This is a genomic window from Capnocytophaga catalasegens (assembly GCF_026005215.1).
GTDB classification, from domain to species: Bacteria; Bacteroidota; Bacteroidia; order Flavobacteriales; family Flavobacteriaceae; genus Capnocytophaga; species Capnocytophaga catalasegens.
Map to the genome: position 1 here is coordinate 102,157 of NZ_BPMA01000014.1, position 19,522 is coordinate 121,678.

At 33.9% G+C, this 19,522-nt stretch carries 14 protein-coding genes; 9 read left to right on the forward strand and 5 right to left on the reverse strand.

Annotated elements, in window-relative coordinates:
• Positions 1-8 precede the first annotated feature (8 nt).
• The 3 genes from OO775_RS04135 to gpmI all read left to right on the forward strand — a co-directional run bounded on the left by OO775_RS04135 (position 9) and on the right by gpmI (position 3,832).
• A complete protein-coding gene (locus OO775_RS04135) occupies positions 9-485 on the forward strand; it encodes an S-ribosylhomocysteine lyase (RefSeq protein WP_264845751.1) in 477 nt (158 codons plus the stop codon).
• A gap of 28 nt (positions 486-513) precedes the next feature.
• Positions 514-2,169, forward strand: a complete 1,656-nt coding sequence (gene recN / locus OO775_RS04140) for a DNA repair protein RecN (protein ID WP_264845752.1) — start codon at positions 514-516, stop codon at positions 2,167-2,169.
• Between the two features lie 145 nt (positions 2,170-2,314).
• Positions 2,315-3,832, forward strand: coding sequence for a 2,3-bisphosphoglycerate-independent phosphoglycerate mutase (gpmI, locus tag OO775_RS04145; protein WP_264845753.1), 1,518 nt, complete (start codon positions 2,315-2,317; stop codon positions 3,830-3,832).
• 107 nt (positions 3,833-3,939) lie between these two features.
• Here the strand turns inward: gpmI and glmM are convergent, their stop codons facing one another.
• Positions 3,940-5,322, reverse strand: a complete 1,383-nt coding sequence (gene glmM, locus OO775_RS04150) for a phosphoglucosamine mutase (RefSeq protein WP_264845754.1) — start codon at positions 5,320-5,322, stop codon at positions 3,940-3,942.
• 90 nt (positions 5,323-5,412) lie between these two features.
• On the opposite strand from glmM, the gene OO775_RS04155 reads away from it, so the two are divergent.
• Complete coding sequence (locus OO775_RS04155) at positions 5,413-5,562, forward strand: helix-turn-helix domain-containing protein (RefSeq protein ID WP_264845755.1); 150 nt, start codon at positions 5,413-5,415, stop codon at positions 5,560-5,562.
• 448 nt (positions 5,563-6,010) lie between these two features.
• Here OO775_RS04155 and OO775_RS04160 read toward each other — a convergent pair whose 3' ends face one another.
• The 4 genes from OO775_RS04160 to OO775_RS04175 all read right to left on the reverse strand — a co-directional run bounded on the left by OO775_RS04160 (position 6,011) and on the right by OO775_RS04175 (position 13,454).
• Complete coding sequence (locus OO775_RS04160) at positions 6,011-9,199, reverse strand: cytochrome c biogenesis protein (RefSeq protein ID WP_264845756.1); 3,189 nt, start codon at positions 9,197-9,199, stop codon at positions 6,011-6,013.
• A 708-nt stretch (positions 9,200-9,907) separates the two neighbouring features.
• On the reverse strand, positions 9,908-10,603 hold the full coding sequence (locus OO775_RS04165) for a YiaD family glycine zipper/OmpA-like lipoprotein (protein WP_264845757.1): 696 nt from the start codon (positions 10,601-10,603) through the stop codon (positions 9,908-9,910).
• A 29-nt stretch (positions 10,604-10,632) separates the two neighbouring features.
• Entirely contained in the window at positions 10,633-11,118 is a 486-nt protein-coding gene (locus OO775_RS04170) for a lipocalin family protein (protein ID WP_264845758.1), read from the reverse strand.
• A gap of 110 nt (positions 11,119-11,228) precedes the next feature.
• A complete protein-coding gene (locus OO775_RS04175) occupies positions 11,229-13,454 on the reverse strand; it encodes a patatin-like phospholipase family protein (RefSeq protein WP_264845759.1) in 2,226 nt (741 codons plus the stop codon).
• Between the two features lie 156 nt (positions 13,455-13,610).
• Between OO775_RS04175 and OO775_RS04180 the strand changes: the two genes are divergently transcribed.
• The 5 genes from OO775_RS04180 (at position 13,611) to OO775_RS04200 (ending at position 19,511) form a co-directional block, all read left to right on the forward strand.
• On the forward strand, positions 13,611-14,540 hold the full coding sequence (locus tag OO775_RS04180; protein ID WP_264845760.1) for a 1-aminocyclopropane-1-carboxylate deaminase/D-cysteine desulfhydrase: 930 nt from the start codon (positions 13,611-13,613) through the stop codon (positions 14,538-14,540).
• Positions 14,521-15,390, forward strand: coding sequence for a glucosaminidase domain-containing protein (locus OO775_RS04185; protein WP_264845761.1), 870 nt, complete (start codon positions 14,521-14,523; stop codon positions 15,388-15,390). The genes OO775_RS04180 and OO775_RS04185 overlap by 20 nt, the downstream gene beginning before the upstream one ends.
• 270 nt (positions 15,391-15,660) lie before the next feature.
• On the forward strand, positions 15,661-16,296 hold the full coding sequence (gene nrfH, locus OO775_RS04190) for a cytochrome c nitrite reductase small subunit (protein ID WP_264845762.1): 636 nt from the start codon (positions 15,661-15,663) through the stop codon (positions 16,294-16,296).
• Between the two features lie 25 nt (positions 16,297-16,321).
• On the forward strand, positions 16,322-17,812 hold the full coding sequence (nrfA, locus tag OO775_RS04195; RefSeq protein WP_264845763.1) for an ammonia-forming cytochrome c nitrite reductase: 1,491 nt from the start codon (positions 16,322-16,324) through the stop codon (positions 17,810-17,812).
• 109 nt (positions 17,813-17,921) lie between these two features.
• The gene (locus tag OO775_RS04200; protein ID WP_264845764.1) at positions 17,922-19,511 is read left to right on the forward strand and encodes a peptide chain release factor 3; all 1,590 of its coding nucleotides are present in this window, start codon (positions 17,922-17,924) and stop codon (positions 19,509-19,511) included.
• Positions 19,512-19,522: the final 11 nt, after the last annotated feature.

A 19,522-nucleotide genomic window follows, 5' to 3' on the forward strand; every position in this document is an offset into this window, starting at 1 on the left:
ACACATTTATGGACAAGATAGCAAGTTTTACAATAGACCATTTAAGATTACAACGAGGTATTTACGTTTCCAGAAAAGATTATGTTGGCAGTGAAGTAATAACCTCATTCGATATACGTATGAAACTTCCGTATCGAGAGCCTGTTTTGGGTGGTGCAGAAATCCACACAATAGAACACTTGGCAGCTACTTGGCTACGTAATAGCCCGTGGAAAGATAAGATAATCTACTGGGGACCAATGGGTTGTATGACGGGGAATTATCTTATACTTGCTGGCGATTATACATCACAAGATATTGTTCCAATGATAACGCAATTATTTGAATTTATGGCTAATTTTGAAGGAGAAATACCGGGAGCTTCGGCGTTAGAATGTGGTAATTTCTACAATAATAATTTGCCAATGGCAAAATATGAAGCCAAAAAATATTTGGAAGAAGTACTTCGCAACCTTTCTTATGACAATTTGAATTATCCGCAATAAAAATAGATTTTTTCTAAAATTAAAAATTGTGTTACAAACATTAGCTATTAAAAATTTCGCTCTGATTGAAGATATAAAAGTCTCATTCTCAGAAGGTTTTACAATCATTACAGGTGAAACAGGAGCAGGAAAATCTATCTTATTAGATGCGCTTTCGCTTATTTTGGGCAAGCGTGCCGACTTGGGAGCTCTTCGTAATACGGACGAAAAATGTATTATTGAGGCTGAGTTTGCTGTAAAAAGCTATAACATAAAGCCTATTTTTGACCAAGAAGATATTGATTATGAAGATATTACACTTATTCGTAGGGAAATACTTCCTTCGGGAAAATCGCGTGCTTTTGTCAATGACAGCCCCGTAACACTCGATGTACTTTCTCAATTAGGAAAAGTATTGGTTGATATTCATTCTCAACACGAAACACAACTACTTGGTAATGAGGATTTTCAGTTTCATATTGTAGATACATTAGCTCAAAATGAAGCTATTTTAAATCAATATCAAGAAGAATTGAAAATCCATAGAAAAAATATCAAAAAACTCAAAGAATTACAAGATTTTCAGAAAAACACACAGAAAGAATACGACTATAATACCTTTATTTTCAATGAATTACAAGATGCTGATTTGGAAGAAGGTATGCAAGAAGAATTGGAAGAAATCCACGAGCAAGCCTCAAATGTAGAAGATATAAAAGAACGACTTTCACAAGCAGAACAATTACTCTCTGATGAAGAAATCGGAATTGTAAATCAGTTACGAGATTTAAAGATAACATTCTCACAATTAAATAATTACGGAAATAACTATGCGGAACTTTCAGAACGTATTGAGAATGCTTTTATTGAGTTAGACGATATTGCGCAAGAAATATATAGTTTTGCTGAAAATGTTGATTTTGACCCACGAGAATTGGTAGCTGTACAGCAAAAATTACAAAAAATTTATGATTTACAAAAGAAGCATCAAGTAGGGTCTGTTGAAGAACTTATCGCTATTCAGAATCAGTTAGAAGAAGAACTTGCGCAAATTGAAAATATCGAAGATACCCTTGCCCAGCAAGAGAAAGAAGTTTCTCAATCCTTGGAAAAAGTTAAAAAATTAGCTCTCCAAATTAGCGAAAGACGGCAAAAAATTATTCCGAAACTAACCCAAATGCTTGAACAAATGCTTAGCGAATTGGGAATACCGAATGCTCGTTTTCAGATAGAACTAAGTCCGCTTTCTGATTTTCAAACTAATGGAAATGATGAAATACAATTCTTGTTTTCAGCTAATAAAGGCGGTAATTTTGGATTGCTCAAAAAAGTAGCATCGGGAGGAGAACTCTCGCGTATTATGCTGAGTGTCAAGTCAATATTAGCAACAAAAATAGCACTTCCTACAATTATTTTTGACGAAATAGATACAGGAGTTTCAGGAGAAATTTCTCAAAAAATGGGAGAAATTATGAAACAAATGAGTACAAATCGGCAGGTTTTTGCCATTACGCACTTGCCACAAGTAGCTGCCAAAGGAAGCGAGCATTTTAAAGTATTCAAAGAAGATATCAATGGAAAAACAACTACTTTGCTAAAACAATTAACAAGTGAAGAACGCATAGAAGAATTAGCACAAATGCTTGGTGGTAAACAAGTTACAGAAACAGCACGCCAACACGCAAAACAATTATTGCAAATTTAAAATAAATTTTTGGATTTTATAGAAAGAAATTTTTCACGAAATCCTAAAAGTAGTTTTTTTCTATGATTTTCGCTAAAAATATTCCAAATATAAGGAAATCATCGTAATTTTGGCAAAATTTGAACAATAAAAAAATTATTACAAGATGAATAAAAAAGTAATTTTAATGATTTTAGATGGTTGGGGAATTACACAGAACCCAGCTGTTTCAGCTCCTTTTCAAGCGAAAACTCCTTTTATAGATGCTATTGAAAAAGAATATCCACACGCAACTTTACGTACCGATGGAGAGTTTGTAGGACTACCTGACGGACAAATGGGAAATAGTGAAGTAGGACATATGAATTTGGGTGCTGGGCGCATCGTTTATCAAAATTTGGTAATGATAAATAAAGCACTCCGCGAGAATACTTTGGGCAAAGAAAAAGTACTTCTTGATGCACTTGCTTATGCAGAAAAAAATGGAAAAAGTATTCATATTTTAGGTTTGGTTTCTGATGGAGGAATTCATTCACATATTAACCATTTGAAGGGATTGCTCAAAGTGGCCAAAGAGAATAATGCTAAAAATGTATTTGTTCATGCTTTCACTGACGGACGTGATTGTGATCCAAAATCGGGGGTAGGTTTTATCAAAGATTTGCAAGATTATATGCAAGAAACCACAGGAGAACTTGCATCAATTGTTGGGCGTTATTATGCAATGGACAGAGATAATCGTTGGGAACGTGTTAAAAAAGCGTACAATGTCGTAGTTAAAGGTGAAGGAAAACACGCTACAAATGCTGTAAAAGCTTTGCAAGAAAGCTATGATGCAGGAGTAACTGACGAATTTGTTGAACCAATAGTAATGGTCGGGACTAATGACAAACCGCTTGCCACTATCCAACCTGATGATGTAGTAATTTTCTTCAACTATCGAACTGACCGCGGGCGTGAGCTTACACAAGCACTTTCGCAACAAGATTTTCCTGAACAAGGAATGAAAAAACTTCCGTTGTATTACGTTACAATGACCAATTATGACAAAAATTTTGTAGGAATTAGAGTTATTTATAATAATGACAATTTGACCAATACACTTGGTGAGGTTCTTTCCAAAGCAGGCAAAAAACAAATTCGTATTGCAGAAACTGAAAAATATCCGCACGTAACATTCTTTTTTTCAGGCGGAAGAGAAGAACCTTTTGAAGGAGAAAAACGCTTGCTTTGTCCTTCTCCCAAAGTGGCAACCTATGACCTAAAACCTGAAATGAGTGCATACGATATACGAGATGCTATCATTCCTGAACTAAAAAAACAAGAAGTTGATTTTGTATGTTTGAATTTCGCTAATGGAGATATGGTAGGTCATACAGGAGTTTTGGAAGCTGCGGTTAAAGCCTGTGAAGCTGTTGATGCTTGCACCAAAGCAGTTATCGAAACGGGGCTTGATAACGGATATACAACACTTGTAATTGCCGACCACGGAAATTGCGAAGTGATGAAAAATGAAGACGGTTCTCCCAATACAGCTCACACGACCAATCCTGTACCTTTTATCTTGGTTGATAAAGATAAAATTGCTGTGAAAGATGGAATTTTAGGAGATATTGCTCCTACAATTCTAAAACTAATGGGCGTAGAGCAACCCGAAGAAATGACGCAATATCCGTTAGTATAAATAAAATCTGTATAAATTTTTAATGTTTATACAATTCTTTTTAAATAAAAATCTATCCAGAATGAATATTATTTATTCTAGATAGATTTTTTTGTTTCAATTTTTGATTATGAAATTTTTTTAATTTCACTCATAATACGCTGTGCTAAGTTATCAGCTTGGTCTTGTGAAGGAGCTTCGGTATAAATACGAATAATAGGTTCTGTATTAGATTTTCGCAAATGTACCCAACTATCAGCAAAATCAATCTTAACGCCATCAATAGTTGATATCTTTTCTTGAGCATATTGTTTAGCCATTTTCTGCAAAATCAAATCAACATCAACAGTTGGGGTCAATTCTATTTTATTTTTTGACATAAAATACGCAGGATAACTCTCGCGTAGTTTTCTCACAGAAATATTTTTTTCTACCAAAAGAGAAAGAAACAAGGCAACACCCACCAACGCATCACGCCCATAATGAAGTTCAGGGTAAATAATTCCGCCGTTTCCTTCACCTCCTATAATGGCATTGACGCGTTTCATTTCTTGTACAACATTCACTTCACCTACTGCCGAAGCAAAATATTCCACGCCGTATTTATGTGCTATATCTCGAAGAGCTCTTGAAGAAGACAAGTTAGAAACGACATTGCCTTTGGTTTTGCTAAGTACATAATCGGCGCAAGCAACTAATGTGTATTCTTCACCAAACATTTCTCCATCTTCACAAATAAAAGCCAATCTATCCACATCGGGGTCGACAACAATTCCGAAATCCGCTTTTTCTTGTATAACCTTTTGGCAAATATCACCCAAATGTTCTTTTAAAGGCTCTGGATTATGAGGAAAATGACCATTGGGTGTGCAATATAGTTTTATAACTTCTACGCCCAGCTCTTCCAATAGTTTTGGAATAGCAATTCCTCCTGATGAATTAACAGCATCAACTACCACACGAAATTTCTTTTCTCGAATTCCTTGTATATTAACCAAAGGAAGTTTCAGTACTTCATCTACATGAATATCCATATAAGCATCATTGTCTTGAACCTGTCCCAGATTATCAACAGAGGCAAATTCGTACATATTTTGCTCAGCAATTTGTAAAATTTCGCTTCCATCTTGAGCGCTTAAAAACTCACCCTTATTGTTAAGAAGTTTGAGTGCATTCCATTGCTTAGGATTATGGCTTGCTGTAAGTATAATACCTCCGTCAGCTTGTTCGAGAGGGACAGCAATCTCTACGGTAGGTGTTGTACTAAGCCCAATATTTATTACGTCAATTCCTAAACCAACCAATGTGTATTGTACCAAATTGTGAATCATTTCGCCCGAGATACGAGCATCTCGCCCTACGACAACTTTTATTTTGTTTTTGTTGAGCGAATTTTTCAGCCAAGTTCCGTATGCCGAAGCAAATTTGACAGCATCAATCGGAGTAAGATTGTCATCAATTTGTCCTCCGATTGTACCTCTAATTCCTGAAATAGATTTGATAAGTGTCATTGTCTTTTTTTTGCTAACAAAGGTATAAATTTTTTCAATTATGACCAATTATTTTTGAGAATTCTTCATATCAAATGAAATAAAGTAAAATTGAACAAATCTAAAAGAATGTTACACACCACCACAATGTCCATTACTGAAATTTCTGACGCTTGTCGTTTTGCTGATGCAAATTACTTTTCTCGTATGTTCAAAAAAGAATTTGGACTCACTCCTTCTCAATATCAAAAGATGTTATGATTTAGAATTCTTTATTTTTATTTAAAAAGAAAAATAAACTAAAAAAGAAAGCTAAATTAGTTAAACATTCACCCATTAAGATAATTTATCAGTATAAACGTATTGTTTATTTTTAATTGACAAAATGTAGCACGCTATATTTTTAGAACGTCTGCCCGTTGAGTCGATTTAGCTTGCTAAATCGACTCAATCATTGCCTATTGATAAAAATTAGCACGCTAAACAGCTTCAATAGTTGCCCATTAAACAGATTTAGCATGCTAATTGGTCTCTCCCCTCGCCTATTGAGGTAATTAAGTATCTTTTTTCATTGAAAAAAATACAAATCACATAAGTACAAAACATTTTTTGCCTAAAAAATGTAATAAATTGATGAACAAAAGATTTTTTTGTCTTTACAAATTATAAAAAGACAACAGAAAGAAACTATTTTCCTTTGAAAAAAATTTTAATATAACATTTTGCGCTCTTTACGACTCAATTTACGATATTGCCAAGTGGCAAATAAACTTATAATAACCAATATTCCTACCAAAATATATACCCACGAAGGTATTGGCACAGGATCGCCCGTAGCATACGAGTGTAAGCCTACCAGATAATAATTTACCCCATACGAAGTCATTATAATGACCGAAAAAGCCCACATCGTAGCCAAGTGATAGACCAAACTATTTTTAAAAGAAGGTATTAAGCGTAAGTGAGCCACAATGGCGTAGGTCAGAATAGAAATAAGCGCCCAAGTTTCTTTCGGATCCCACGCCCAATAGCGCCCCCAACTTTCATTGGCCCATATACCGCCCAAAAAAGTACCTGCTGTGAGCAAAAAAAGTCCAATTGTGATACTCATTTCTTGTACAATGACTAATTCTTGCATACTTTTCCACCATTTTTTTGAAGGTTTCAAAGGTTTGAATATCAGTAATAAAAGTGAAAGCAATGCTGTAACACACGAAAGTGACAAAGGTGCGTAACTACTGACAATAACCGCTACGTGTATTTTGAGCCAATACGAATAAAGTACCGGTTTGAGTGTTGTTATTTCAGGATTAAGCCAATCGAGAAAACTAACCAATAACAATACACCTGAAAATAATAACCCAAGTGGCAAAGTAAATGATGATTTGCGCCAGAAAAACAATCCGAAGGCTAAAACTCCCCACGAAACAAACAAAAGCATCTCAAAACCATCACTCCAAGGTGGATGTTTGGCTATGTACCAACGCAAAAGCAGGTCAAAGGTGAAAGCAAGTAGTAAAATCCATGTCAGAATAGCACCAACTCGCAGTATATGAGCAAAAATTTGTCGCTGTAAAAACAAATGTAATATACTAACTGCAAGCAAAATAGCTCCCAACACGATACACACCGCAAAAAGATAATTGCCCACTCGGGTTCGAGTATAGAATAACTCAGCGCGTATTTCATTTTCGGTCGGATATACCTTATTGCCCATTTTTTTCTGAAAAGTATCCATATAAGACCACGCTTCATCGGCTTGCCAGAAGTTATTTGTAGCGATTCCTTCGGCAATTCCTTGCAGGTAATACGCATGAATATCCTTAACGAAATTGGCATCTTCATCAGCAAACTCCATAAAATCTTTGGCGGCATACCAGCGATTATTTTCTGCCTTCGCATTGGGAAACAAACGCAAGAAATTTCCTGAGAAAAGTGCATACAAGATATTAAATCGTTCATCAACCTTCAAGAGTTCTTTCTCAAATTCGGAACGCTGCGAAGGTTTCAATTGATTGACTTGCTCTACATCATTTTTGAGTCGATATGTTCCATTTTCATCTAAAAAATCAACAAAACGAAGTACGCTAACTTTCGGTAGATTCAATTTTTGAACAATCAAAGTTGATTTGTCTTTATTTACTTGAATCAATGGTTGTTGGCTGAAAAACTCAGGGTCAAGTTGTATCGCCAAGAGAAATTGTTCTGGTGTCAATAGTCGTTTTCCAACCATAACAGACGTTTTCCCAGTTAGTTTGCGAGTAATTTCGTAAGCAAGTGTAGTCAGTGGTTTCATACGTCCATCAGCCCCTTGCACAATGAGTCTTCCGTATGTTTGCGCTTTGTCCAATGGAACAAAATAAGGAGCTGGTTCTTCTGCTATTGTATTCAAAGAAGCCGTTTTGCTTTTTTCAGTACTATATCCTGCAAAACTGATTAGTACAAAGGCAACTAACAAATGTTTTTTAATACGCTGCAAACGTCTATTTATGTATTGAAAGCGACTTGCTTTGCTAAACAATGTCCAAAACATAGCAACAAAAAGCAATGCATACCCAAAATAAGTAAGCCACGTACCTATTCGGTCTTTATTTACTGCCAAAAGTGTTCCTTTTTCGTCAGAATCATACGAAGATTGATAAAATCTATATCCTTTATAGTCAAGAACATTATTCATATATATCTGATAATCAAATTTATCTTCATCATTAGTACCATTTGTATGTTTGTCAATCACTTGTACATAACTTTTGTAGCTCTCAGCGCTCTGGCTACCTGGGTAACGTTTCAATTCAAAACGATTTAACTTCAACGCAAACGGAAGCGGAACCTGTTTAGAAGCATACGCAAATGCATATTCTTTATCTTTGTAATGAAATGTTTCCCATTGAGGTTCTTGGCTTTTAGCATCAAAATATTTTTGAGAGAGCAACTGCCCTTCTTTGTATATTTCTAATTTTACTTTATCAGTATCGTTCTGTGTTTTTTTATTTTGATTATCAGAAACATATATCATTTTCTTTCGTTCATAAATTCCATTGATGACAAATGAATTTTCGCCCCATTTGTATAATGTATTGGGTTTTATATCTGTCCAGGTTTTGCTGGGAATTGTTGCCATTTGTTGCGCATGTGGCTGAATGCTATGCAAATAAGTTTCACTGAAAAATTGCCACAAATCATCTCTTTTGTTTATATAAATGTCGTAAAAAGGTTCTTCGTTTATAGAGTGCAGCTCATCAAGAAGCGGAAGCGAATTATTTTGTGCAAAATGTATATGAAAATTGTCCATGACAATATACGAATTTTCATACACGTACTTTCTTTGCTCTTGTCCTTGAAAAGAAGTGGTAATATCGACAAAAGTTTGATTGCCATCAACATATTTTAGGGTTGCATTAGAAATATATTCGGTCAAAATACAATCGAATGATTCGTTTTGGTCATCAATATGCAGTGTTTCTTGTTCAAAACGATACGGAATGGGCTGTACTTGTCTCTCGTATATATTGGTTGGCGACTTGAAGAGCATATATTTTTCATTGGTAGTATATTGGCTAACTACTTGACCTTCACGCATATGAATGATACCTTCTTTGCTTATGTATCGTGTAATTCCTGCACCGATAACAATTACAACAAACGCCAAGTGAAACAACCCAATGGACAATTTGTTCTTACTGAGCAGCTTGTATTTTCGAATATGAAAACAGAAATTAGCCGAAAGCCATACTAAAATCAATTCAAACCACCAGGCTTCATACACAGCTGTACGTGCAACCAATGTTCCATAATCGTTTTCTATAAAAGTAGCTACTGCCATTGATACAATTAAAATTAGTAGCAAAAGTAGAGACATTTTGGTCGAAAACATTCCTTTTAATAATCTTAACATCATCAGAAACAAAATTTTTCAATTGAAAACTCAACAAAGATACAATATTTAAATAAAATATGACAAGTTCTTTATGGAGAAAAATAAATTTTTAATTTATATCACTTAATAGTATTATTTATTACTATATTTTAAACAAATTCATTGTTGAATTCATTTGAAATACACTTATTTTAAATAAACTCAAGTATGAGTTTATTACAATGCACATTATTTTATAAAAATACAACTATGAATAGAATTAAAATATTACAATTTCTATAAAAATCAATACAAAGTTTATTACAAATATCTCTATTTTATATTAACTCAATCATAAATAATTTAAAATATTATATATTTTTATTTACAAATAGATAGATTTGATAGCAAAAATAAATTATTCTCATAAAACTAATAAATTATATAGTTATTATTTTTTACTTTTAATTTACTTTATATAAAAGATAATATCTAAAATCTATATTTAAAAAAAGTATGTACAAGTTTGATTAAATAGTTTATTTTTTTATTTTTCATTCACAAATAAAATAAATAAAATATGATGATTTGTCTATACTTTTTATAAATTTTTATTACAAATCAATTCTTTTTATTTATCTTTCACCAATTTTATTATACAAAGCACTGGTTATTATAAAAAAAAGGTACGAATTTACGTACCTTTTTTCACTTTATTTATAAATGACACAAAATTTTCTTAATGTCTGTTTATTGTCCAGCTTGTTGTTTAGCTTGTTCTTTCATTTTTTCATTCGGAACAATAGCAATATTCACGCGTCTGTTTTTAGAACGACCTTCTGGTGTTGAGTTATCGTAAGCAGGCTGTGTTTCGCCATACCATTTAGTTGTAAATCGTGAAGCAGAAAGTCCGTTTGTAGTGAAATATCTTGTAACCGAGTTTGCTCTTTTTTCAGAGAGCGTCATATTGAAAGTATCACTTCCTGTACTATCGGTATGTCCTACTACAAGAACATTCGTATCGGGATATTCTTTTAGAATTTTCACGAATTTATCAAGAAGTCCTTTTGCTTCGGTAGTAAGATCTGCTTTCCCAGTTGCAAACGTAACACCGCTGTTTTCATCGAAGGTAACAACAATACCCTCATCAACGCGTTTTACTTCAGCACCAGGTATTTCTTCTTCAATTTTCTTTGCTTGATTATCCATTTGGTTACCGATAATAGCCCCCGCAGCGCCACCAACAACACCACCAAGTACCGCTCCTAACTCACTATTGTCGCCACTTCCAACGTTATTGCCCAGAATTGCCCCAAGCAATGCACCACTTGCAACACCTATGACAGCTCCTCTCTGCGCTTTGTTAGAATTATTATATGCTTCGCAACTAATTAAAAACGAAGCAGCAAGGCTTAAAATGCCTATTCTTTTTAAAATATTTCTCATTATGTCAATGTTTTATTATACGAATTAAATTATTTTGTAAAGTTCATTGAAATGACAAACGGTTTTCCGTCAACGTGAACAGTTTGTTCCCATCGCATTTCATTATCAGTCAAATAAGCCAAATGTAAGCGAATACCCTCATTATTTGAAGACTGATATTTCTCATTGGTAGGTTTTAACAAAAAGTCATAATACCCCGTAGTTCTGTCAACTTCTTGTACCACGAATATAAAATGACGTTGTCCGTCAGCACAACCTACGTTGTTGATGGTGTATGTCCCTCGATAATTATTTGGAACAAATTTCCAATAGCTACCTTCGAAACATTCCTTAGAAGTGTCTCGTAACAAAGTAATATCATACTTTCCAGACTGATTGTAAGTAATAGAAGAAAGCGTCCATTCTCCTTTGATTACTTTGTTAGCAGTTCGAGTCCCTTTGGTGTTTTTTACCACATTTCCTCCGCAAGATGCAAGGAGCATCACAGCGAAACATAAAGCTACAATTTTTCTCATTTTCTTTTAATTAAGAATTTTGTTTAACGGGGGTAAAATTAAGTTATTTTATTCAATTAACATACATCTCAAAGTTATTTAACAATAATTTATATAAAGAAAAGAATTTTTTAAAACCAAAATCCCAAATTCAAGAACCACAAAGAACGTTTTATTTCAGGAGAATAGCTGTATTTTATCTCAATAGGTCCAATGATTGTTCGTGAGGTAATTCCCAGTGCATAACCTGAATAACGAGGCAAAGAAATCCAATTGTTCAAATAAAAAAACTCATTGCTCAGATTGGCATAATTAGCCGTAAAGTTTATATAATTTTTCTTGTAAAAACGATAATTAAACACGGCTTCTGCCTTTAAAAAATTATATCCACCAAAGCTCAAATAATCATATCCTACAAAAGGAATCAAATTTCCAAACAAATTTTCTCCATAGCCACCCAAAATAAAAGCAAGCGAACTGGTATCAGGATTTCCGATATTAAACCCAGAAGAAAACATTAGTCTGCTCGAAAGTCGAGACGTTATCGGGATAGCGCCACCTACCATTGCTTTTGTCAAAATCAATGGATTTTGTTTTTCTTTCATCCCCCAAGAGAGCAAATACCAATGAGCATCGGCATCGAAATAAAATCCGGTAGTTGGAACTAGTTTGTCATCAAAAGAATCATATCTTATGTATCCGTATGGACTTGCAAAGTGGGTATTTTCAAACAATTGATTATCTTGTAATGTATTGGTACGATAACGAATATAACGATGTTCCAAACCAAGTCCAATCAAAAATTTTTCTCTAAAAATAGATTGAATATATATTTGATTATTTATATCAAAAGTTTGGGCATTTATTTCTGCTACCTCGTTTAGATTGACTCCACTTGCATGACGAAATTGTTCGTACGATACTTCACGCGTAAATTGATTTAAAACAGAACGTAATCCATAACTTGTATAAAAACCTTTATCTACATAGTAATCAACTTTATAACGAATATTGTCGCCTGCTACAAAATCTACCGAAAGAATATTATCTCCTTGAAAAAATCCACGTTTGGTAAAATTGAAAAGTATTCCTGATTTGAATAGATTATCATAATGAAGTGCCATTTTCAGATGTGTTCTGTATGGATTTTCAATCAATCGAAAGTTAATATCATCTCCTTGTTCGTTTGAGCAAATCTGATAACGAATTGATTGAAAATTTTGTGTAGCTATAAGATTTTGAACACCTTCTTTCAAATTGTTAAAAGAAATGGTTTCGCCCCATTTGAATCGTAATTTCCCACGTAAATACGCATTTGAGAAATGATTATTTCCTAAAAAAGTAATATCAGTAATATGTAGTGAATCTGTTAGTTGTACAGGAGGTAATACACGAGGAATTTGTTTCTTGGCTAATGCTTCTAATTTAGAATATTCTTTAGCGATGGCAACTCGTCCAGAGTCAATAATAGCTTGTCCTTCAGCAAAAGAAATTACATTGTAGTTAGCCATATTAGGTTTTATGTAAATATCGGTTTTTATCCGTTTTTCAGTCATATCATTAGCTATTTTGAAACTTGTTATTTGTAACAGTATCCCCATTGCTGAATTTAGTTTGTCTCGTTTATGAAGTGGGGCTTGAATATCAACTCCTATAATAACATCAGCTCCTTTGGCACGGACTTCATCAATGGGATAATTATTTAAAACTCCTCCGTCTGTTAGTAATTGTCCATCTATTTCAACAGGTGAAAAAAGTGTTGGAAATGAGCCACTTGCCATTATAGCGTGAGCAAGGTCTCCATTTTCTAAGATAACTTCTTGCCCTTTTTCTATATCAGTAGCTATACATAGAAAAGGTATCGGAAATTGAGAAAAATCATCAATATGTCGCGCAGGATAGGTCAGTTGTGCTAATAAATTATACAAATTATTCCCTTTGGTAAAAGACACAGGAACACCTATCTTTCCTTTATCAAAAGGAAGAGATAGCATATATCGGTCTCTGTTTTCTTTTTCATAAAAAGTCTGTGAAGAACGTGAAACATCGTCTTGTATAAGTTTTTCAAAATCAATTTTTTGAAAAATAGAATCTAATTGATGTGCTTTATATCCTATGGCATACAATCCTCCAACAATAGCCCCCATACTTGTACCTCCAATATAGTCAATGCGCACACCTGCTTTCTCAATAGCTTCCAAAGCAGCTATATGTGCCAATCCTTTGGCTCCTCCTCCACTAAGCACTAATCCTACTTTAAGATTTTTACCTGTTAAGTCTTGTAGTTTCTCTATTTTTTCCTGTGAAAATCCTGTAAAAAAAGATAAAATACAAGTAAGATAAATTATATATTTCATTTTTTCTATTTCTTTACAATGTACAAAAATACGTTTTTTTCACGATAGAATAAATATTTTCAAAGATTTTTCATATCAAAATAAAACTAATTGATTTTTTGTTGTATTTGTCAAAAAAAAATATTTTCTTTGCCCTTTTGATAAAAGCGATTCCAAATGCAAATACAACTTCCAAATATACCGAATGAACCAGTACCTATTTCATTTCGAGATGGAATAACATTGCATATAAAAAGAGAAGATAAGACGCATCCGAAGGTATCAGGCAATAAGTACCGAAAGCTCAAATATAATTTGCAAGAAGCTAAAAGACAAGGTTTTACCAAATTGATAACTTTTGGTGGGGCGTATTCTAATCATATTGCAGCAACGGCAGCAGCAGGGCAATTATGTAATATAGAAACCATAGGAGTTATTCGAGGAGATGAATTAGCTTCAAAAATTGCTCAAAATCCGACCTTACAATATGCTGCTTCATGTGGAATGAAGTTTCATTTTGTATCCCGAGAAGCTTTTCGAAAGAAACACACTCCTGAATTTAAAATCTATTTAGAAAATATTTTTGGGAAGTATTATTATGTACCCGAAGGAGGAACGAACCATTGGGCAGTAAAGGGTTGTCAAGAAATTATCACTCCCTGCGATACTGCTTTCAATTTCATAACTACGGCTATTGGTACAGGAGGTACAATATCAGGAATAATTAACGCCTCTTTTGAACATCAAAAAATATTAGGTTTTCCAGCTCTAAAAGGTTATTTTTTGTCTGAAGAAATAAAAAAATATGCTGAAAAATCGAATTGGAAGTTAATACACCAATATAATTTAGGTGGATATGCCAAAATAAATGATGAGTTTATTGCTTTTTTGAATAATTTTTATCAAAAAACAGCTATTCCATTAGACCCTGTATATACCGGGAAAATGATTTGGGGAGTAATAGATTTAATTGATAAAGGATTTTTTCCAAAGCAATCAAAAATTTTAGCCATACATACAGGTGGTTTGCAAGGTATTTATGGAATGAATCAAAAGTTAGAAAAACAAAATAAAAATTGCTTAATTTATGAAAATGAAATTGGTTAATTTGTTGATATTGTTAATTGTCATATCGGCTTGCTCATCGAAGTATTCACGAAGAAAATCAAGTTCGATACGCAAAACAAATCACACAAAATCTGTGATAACGACATCTCCTCGAAAGGAAATCTCAACCAATCAAGCGGCCTCTACTTACAAAACCGATACAGCAGAAGAAACACTCGAAGCTACATCGGCTGTAAAAGTAACACCTGCCGTTATACGTCAATATATAGAAGATTATAAAGATATTGCAATGGTCGAAATGCAGCGATATAATATCCCTGCAAGTATTACTTTGGCACAAGGTATTTTAGAAAGTGGTTCGGGACAAGGCCGATTGGCTCGACTTGCTCGAAATCATTTTGGAATCAAATGCCATTTGGGCTGGGAAGGAGAAATTATTCACCATGATGACGATGAAAAAGGAGAATGTTTTCGAAAATATGTTCGCCCAGAAGATTCGTTTGAAGATCATTCTTTATTTTTGGTCAATCGACCTCGTTATGCCTTTTTGTTTCAACTCAAATCAAGTGATTATAAAGGTTGGGCTCACGGACTAAAAAAAGCAGGGTATGCAACCGATCCGAAATATCCTAGTAAATTGATTTTTTTGATTGACAAATACGAACTTCATAAGTATGACAAACAAGTTTTGGGCGAAATATATCATTCACAAAAAAATCATTCTGAACCTATACAATTAGGAGACCAAACTATTTACATTGTTCAGGCAGGAGATACTTTGTATTCTATTTCTCGCAAAACAGGTGTATCAGTAGATGAACTTATGCGAATAAATAACTTGACTACACCTTCTATTCGTTCAGGACAAGAACTTATTATAAAAATGTAATGATTTTTAGATTTTGTAAAAAACTCTCTACGTATTTGTAGAGAGTTTTTTTCATTTATATCTTAATGTATCTGCAAAAAAATAATTCGAATTCCACTTGCTACAAATTCGTTTTACATATATTTCGTCTATTTTCAATAATGTAAATTGTTGATTTTTAGAATTTTAATAAGTTTATTTAGATTGTATATGAATTACAAAAAAAATAAAAGTTTTATTTGTCTTTTTCTAAAATAATTATGTATATTTGTAGCAATAAAAACACAATAAATGGCAACTGATAAAAACACGAAAAAGAGATTTACTCTAATTCCACCTAAAAAATGGCGATTACCCGCAGCAATAGGTATCGGAGCTTTAATAGGCTTGGGATTCTATGCGCTATATCTTAGTCGTGCGGTTTCTTATATGTCAGATGACCCCAAAGCGTGTATCAACTGCCACGTAATGACACCGCATTATATGACTTGGGACAAAAGTTCGCATCGTGAAGTGGCACATTGTAATGATTGCCACGTGCCTCAGGATAATATTTTTAGTAAATATTATTTCAAAGCTAAAGACGGAGCGTATCATTCGTATGTATTTACTACTCGTACAGAGCCTCAGGTTATTCGCGCCAAAGATGCTTCGGTAGAAGTGATACATAATAATTGTATTCGCTGTCACTTAGACCAAGTAACCGATGCAAAAACAGACGGAATGGTAGCGTATCATATTGAAAATCGAACAGATAGACTTTGTTGGGATTGCCACAAGGGAGTTCCTCACGGAAAAGTAAAAAGTTTATCATCAGTCGGTTTTCAAATTGAACCTACACAATTTGACCCTGAACAGAATAAAAATGCAATTCCACAGTGGTTAAATCAGCAATTAAAAGAAACAAATAAAGAGCAAAAGAAATAAAAAATCACATTAAAACTAACAAGCAATGAAAAATTGGGTATTTTTTATCGGAACAATGATTTTGGTATTTGGATTAGGTTGGCTTATTTCAAATATCACAGACAGAAAGGCAGAAGCAAAATTTGCTTACAAGCCAAAAGTAGAAATTAGTACAGACAAAATAGAACCTCGTGATTCTGTTTGGGGATTAAACTATCCTCGTCAATATCAGTCATATTTGAAAACTGCTGATACTACATATAGTGGTCCTTATCTTTCGAGCGGATTCAGAGATGCTCTGGAAGAAAACCCAGAGATGGTATTACTATGGGCGGGATATGCTTTTAGTAAAGATTATAATCAACCAAGAGGACATGCTCATGCTATAAAAGATTTAAGAGAAATACTCCGTACAGGTGCTCCAAAATTTGATGGCGATGGACCACAACCTGCAACATGTTGGACTTGTAAAGGACCTGATGTACCTCGAATGATGCAAGAACTTGGAGTTAAAGAATTTTATAGCAAAAAATGGTCTGACTTAGGTAGCGAAATGGTAAATTCTATTGGTTGTGCAGATTGTCATGATGCTAAAACAATGAATCTAACCATTACACGTCCTGCTTTGGTTGAAGCATTCCAAGCAATGGGGCAAGATATCAATAAACAACCTCATCAAGAAATGCGTAACTTAGTATGTGCGCAATGCCACGTAGAGTATTATTTTGACAAAAATAAACACGAAGGGGCTAGCTATTTGGTATTTCCATGGCACAATGGTCTATCTATGGAAGATGCTGAAAAATACTATGACGCTATTGGTTTTTATGATTGGATTCATCCTCTTAGTAAAGCCAAAATGCTTAAAGCCCAACATCCAGATTATGAAATTTATAAAACAAGTGTCCATGCAAAAAGAGGGGTTTCTTGTGCAGATTGTCATATGCCATACAAATCGGAAGGCGGACAAAAATTCACAGATCACCATATAGGTTCTCCTTTGACTAATATTGAAAATTCATGTTTTGTATGTCATAGAGAAAAAGTAAATGACTTGATGGCTGATGTTTATGAACGTCAGAAAAAAGTAAAAGAAGGTACTTCTCAATTGGCTCGCCAGGTTGCAATTGCTCATATTGAAGCTAAAAAAGCATGGGAATTAGGAGCAACTGAACAACAAATGACTAAAATATTGGACGACATACGTAAAGCTCAATGGCGTTGGGATTATTCAGTGGCTTCACATGGTGCTTCTTTTCACTCACCTATTGAAGTACAACGTATTGTAACTTCTGGATTAGGATATGCTCGTGAAGCTCGTTTGGGGCTTTCAAGAGTACTTTCAAAATTAGGTTACAATCAAGATGTTGAACTTCCCGAATTTAAAAAAGATGTTCTTCAAGCATATATCGGCTTAGATATGAAAAAAGAACGTGCTGAAAAAGAAGAATTTATGAAAACGCTTGTTCCGCAATGGCTCAAAAAAGCAAAAGAACGTGAAGCTAAAATACCCATAAAACAAGTATCAAGTAATTAAAATTGTTTATTCTGAAAAAAGCATCTAAGTTTTTAGATGCTTTTTTTATGAGTACATTTTTCCTTGATAATTCATAATAGTTTTGTATTTTTGCACCAAATTTTCAAAAATGAGTTTTTTAGAAGAAATCCAAAAACGTCGTACTTTCGGTATTATTTCACATCCCGATGCAGGGAAAACTACGTTAACAGAAAAACTATTACTTTTTGGAGGAGCTATTCAAGAAGCAGGAGCTGTTAAAAGTAATAAAATAAAAAAGGGAGCTACTTCCGATTTTATGGAAATTGAACGTCAAAGAGGAATTTCTGTAGCTACTTCTGTATTAGCCTTTAATTATAAAGATAACAAAATCAATATTTTAGATACGCCAGGACATAAAGATTTTGCTGAAGATACTTTTCGAACTCTGACGGCTGTTGATAGCGTTATTGTGGTGATTGATGTAGCCAAAGGTGTCGAAGAACAGACCGAAAAATTAGTTGAAGTTTGTCGTATGCGTAATATTCCTATGATAGTGTTTATCAATAAATTAGACAGAGAAGGACGTGATGCTTTTGACTTATTGGATGAAGTAGAGCAAAAATTAGGATTAAAAGTTACTCCACTGAGTTTTCCTATCGGAATGGGATACGATTTTAAAGGAATTTATAACATTTGGGAAAAAAATATTCAGCTTTTTTCAGATGATAGTCGTAAAGATATTGACAATACAATCGCTTTTGATGATATTTCCAATCCTGAATTAGAAACCATTATCGGAGAAGAATCGGCAACTACGCTACGCGATAATTTGGAATTGGTTTATGAAGTATATCCAGAATTTGACCAAGAGGCTTATTTAGAAGGTCAGTTGCAACCTGTGTTTTTTGGTTCAGCTTTGAATAATTTTGGAGTTCGCGAATTATTAGATTGTTTTGTGCAAATAGCACCTTCACCACGTGCCAAAGCCAGTGAAGAGCGCTTAGTGAGTCCTTCAGAAACTACTTTTTCAGGATTTGTTTTCAAAATACATGCCAATATGGACCCGAACCATCGAAATCGACTGGCTTTTGTGAAGATTGTTTCAGGAACTTTTGAACGCAATAAGCCTTATTTGCACGTTCGGCACAACAAAAAATTAAAATTTTCAAGTCCAAATGCTTTCTTTGCTGAAAAAAAAGAAGTGGTTGATATTTCGTATGCTGGTGATATTGTGGGACTTTACGATACGGGTAACTTCAAAATTGGTGATACACTAACGGAAGGTGAAGTGCTTCATTTTAAAGGAATTCCAAGTTTTTCCCCCGAACATTTCCGATATATTAACAATGCTGACCCACTCAAATCCAAGCAATTAGAAAAAGGTATTGATCAACTAATGGACGAAGGTGTGGCGCAATTATTCACACTTGACTATAACGGACGAAAAGTTATAGGTACTGTTGGTGCATTACAATATGAAGTTATCCAATATCGCTTGGAACACGAATATGGAGCCAAGTGTAGCTATGAAACCTTCCCTATATACAAAGCCTGTTGGGTTGAAGAACCTGAAAACTCAAAAGATGCTGAATTTCAAGACTTTTTGCGTGTCAAACAAAAGTATATGGCTCGCGATAAACAAGGACAACTTGTTTTTCTTGCCGATTCGGCATTTTCGATTGAAATGGTAAAACAAAAATATCCAAGTGTAAAATTACATTTCACTTCGGAATTATAATTCATTGTAAA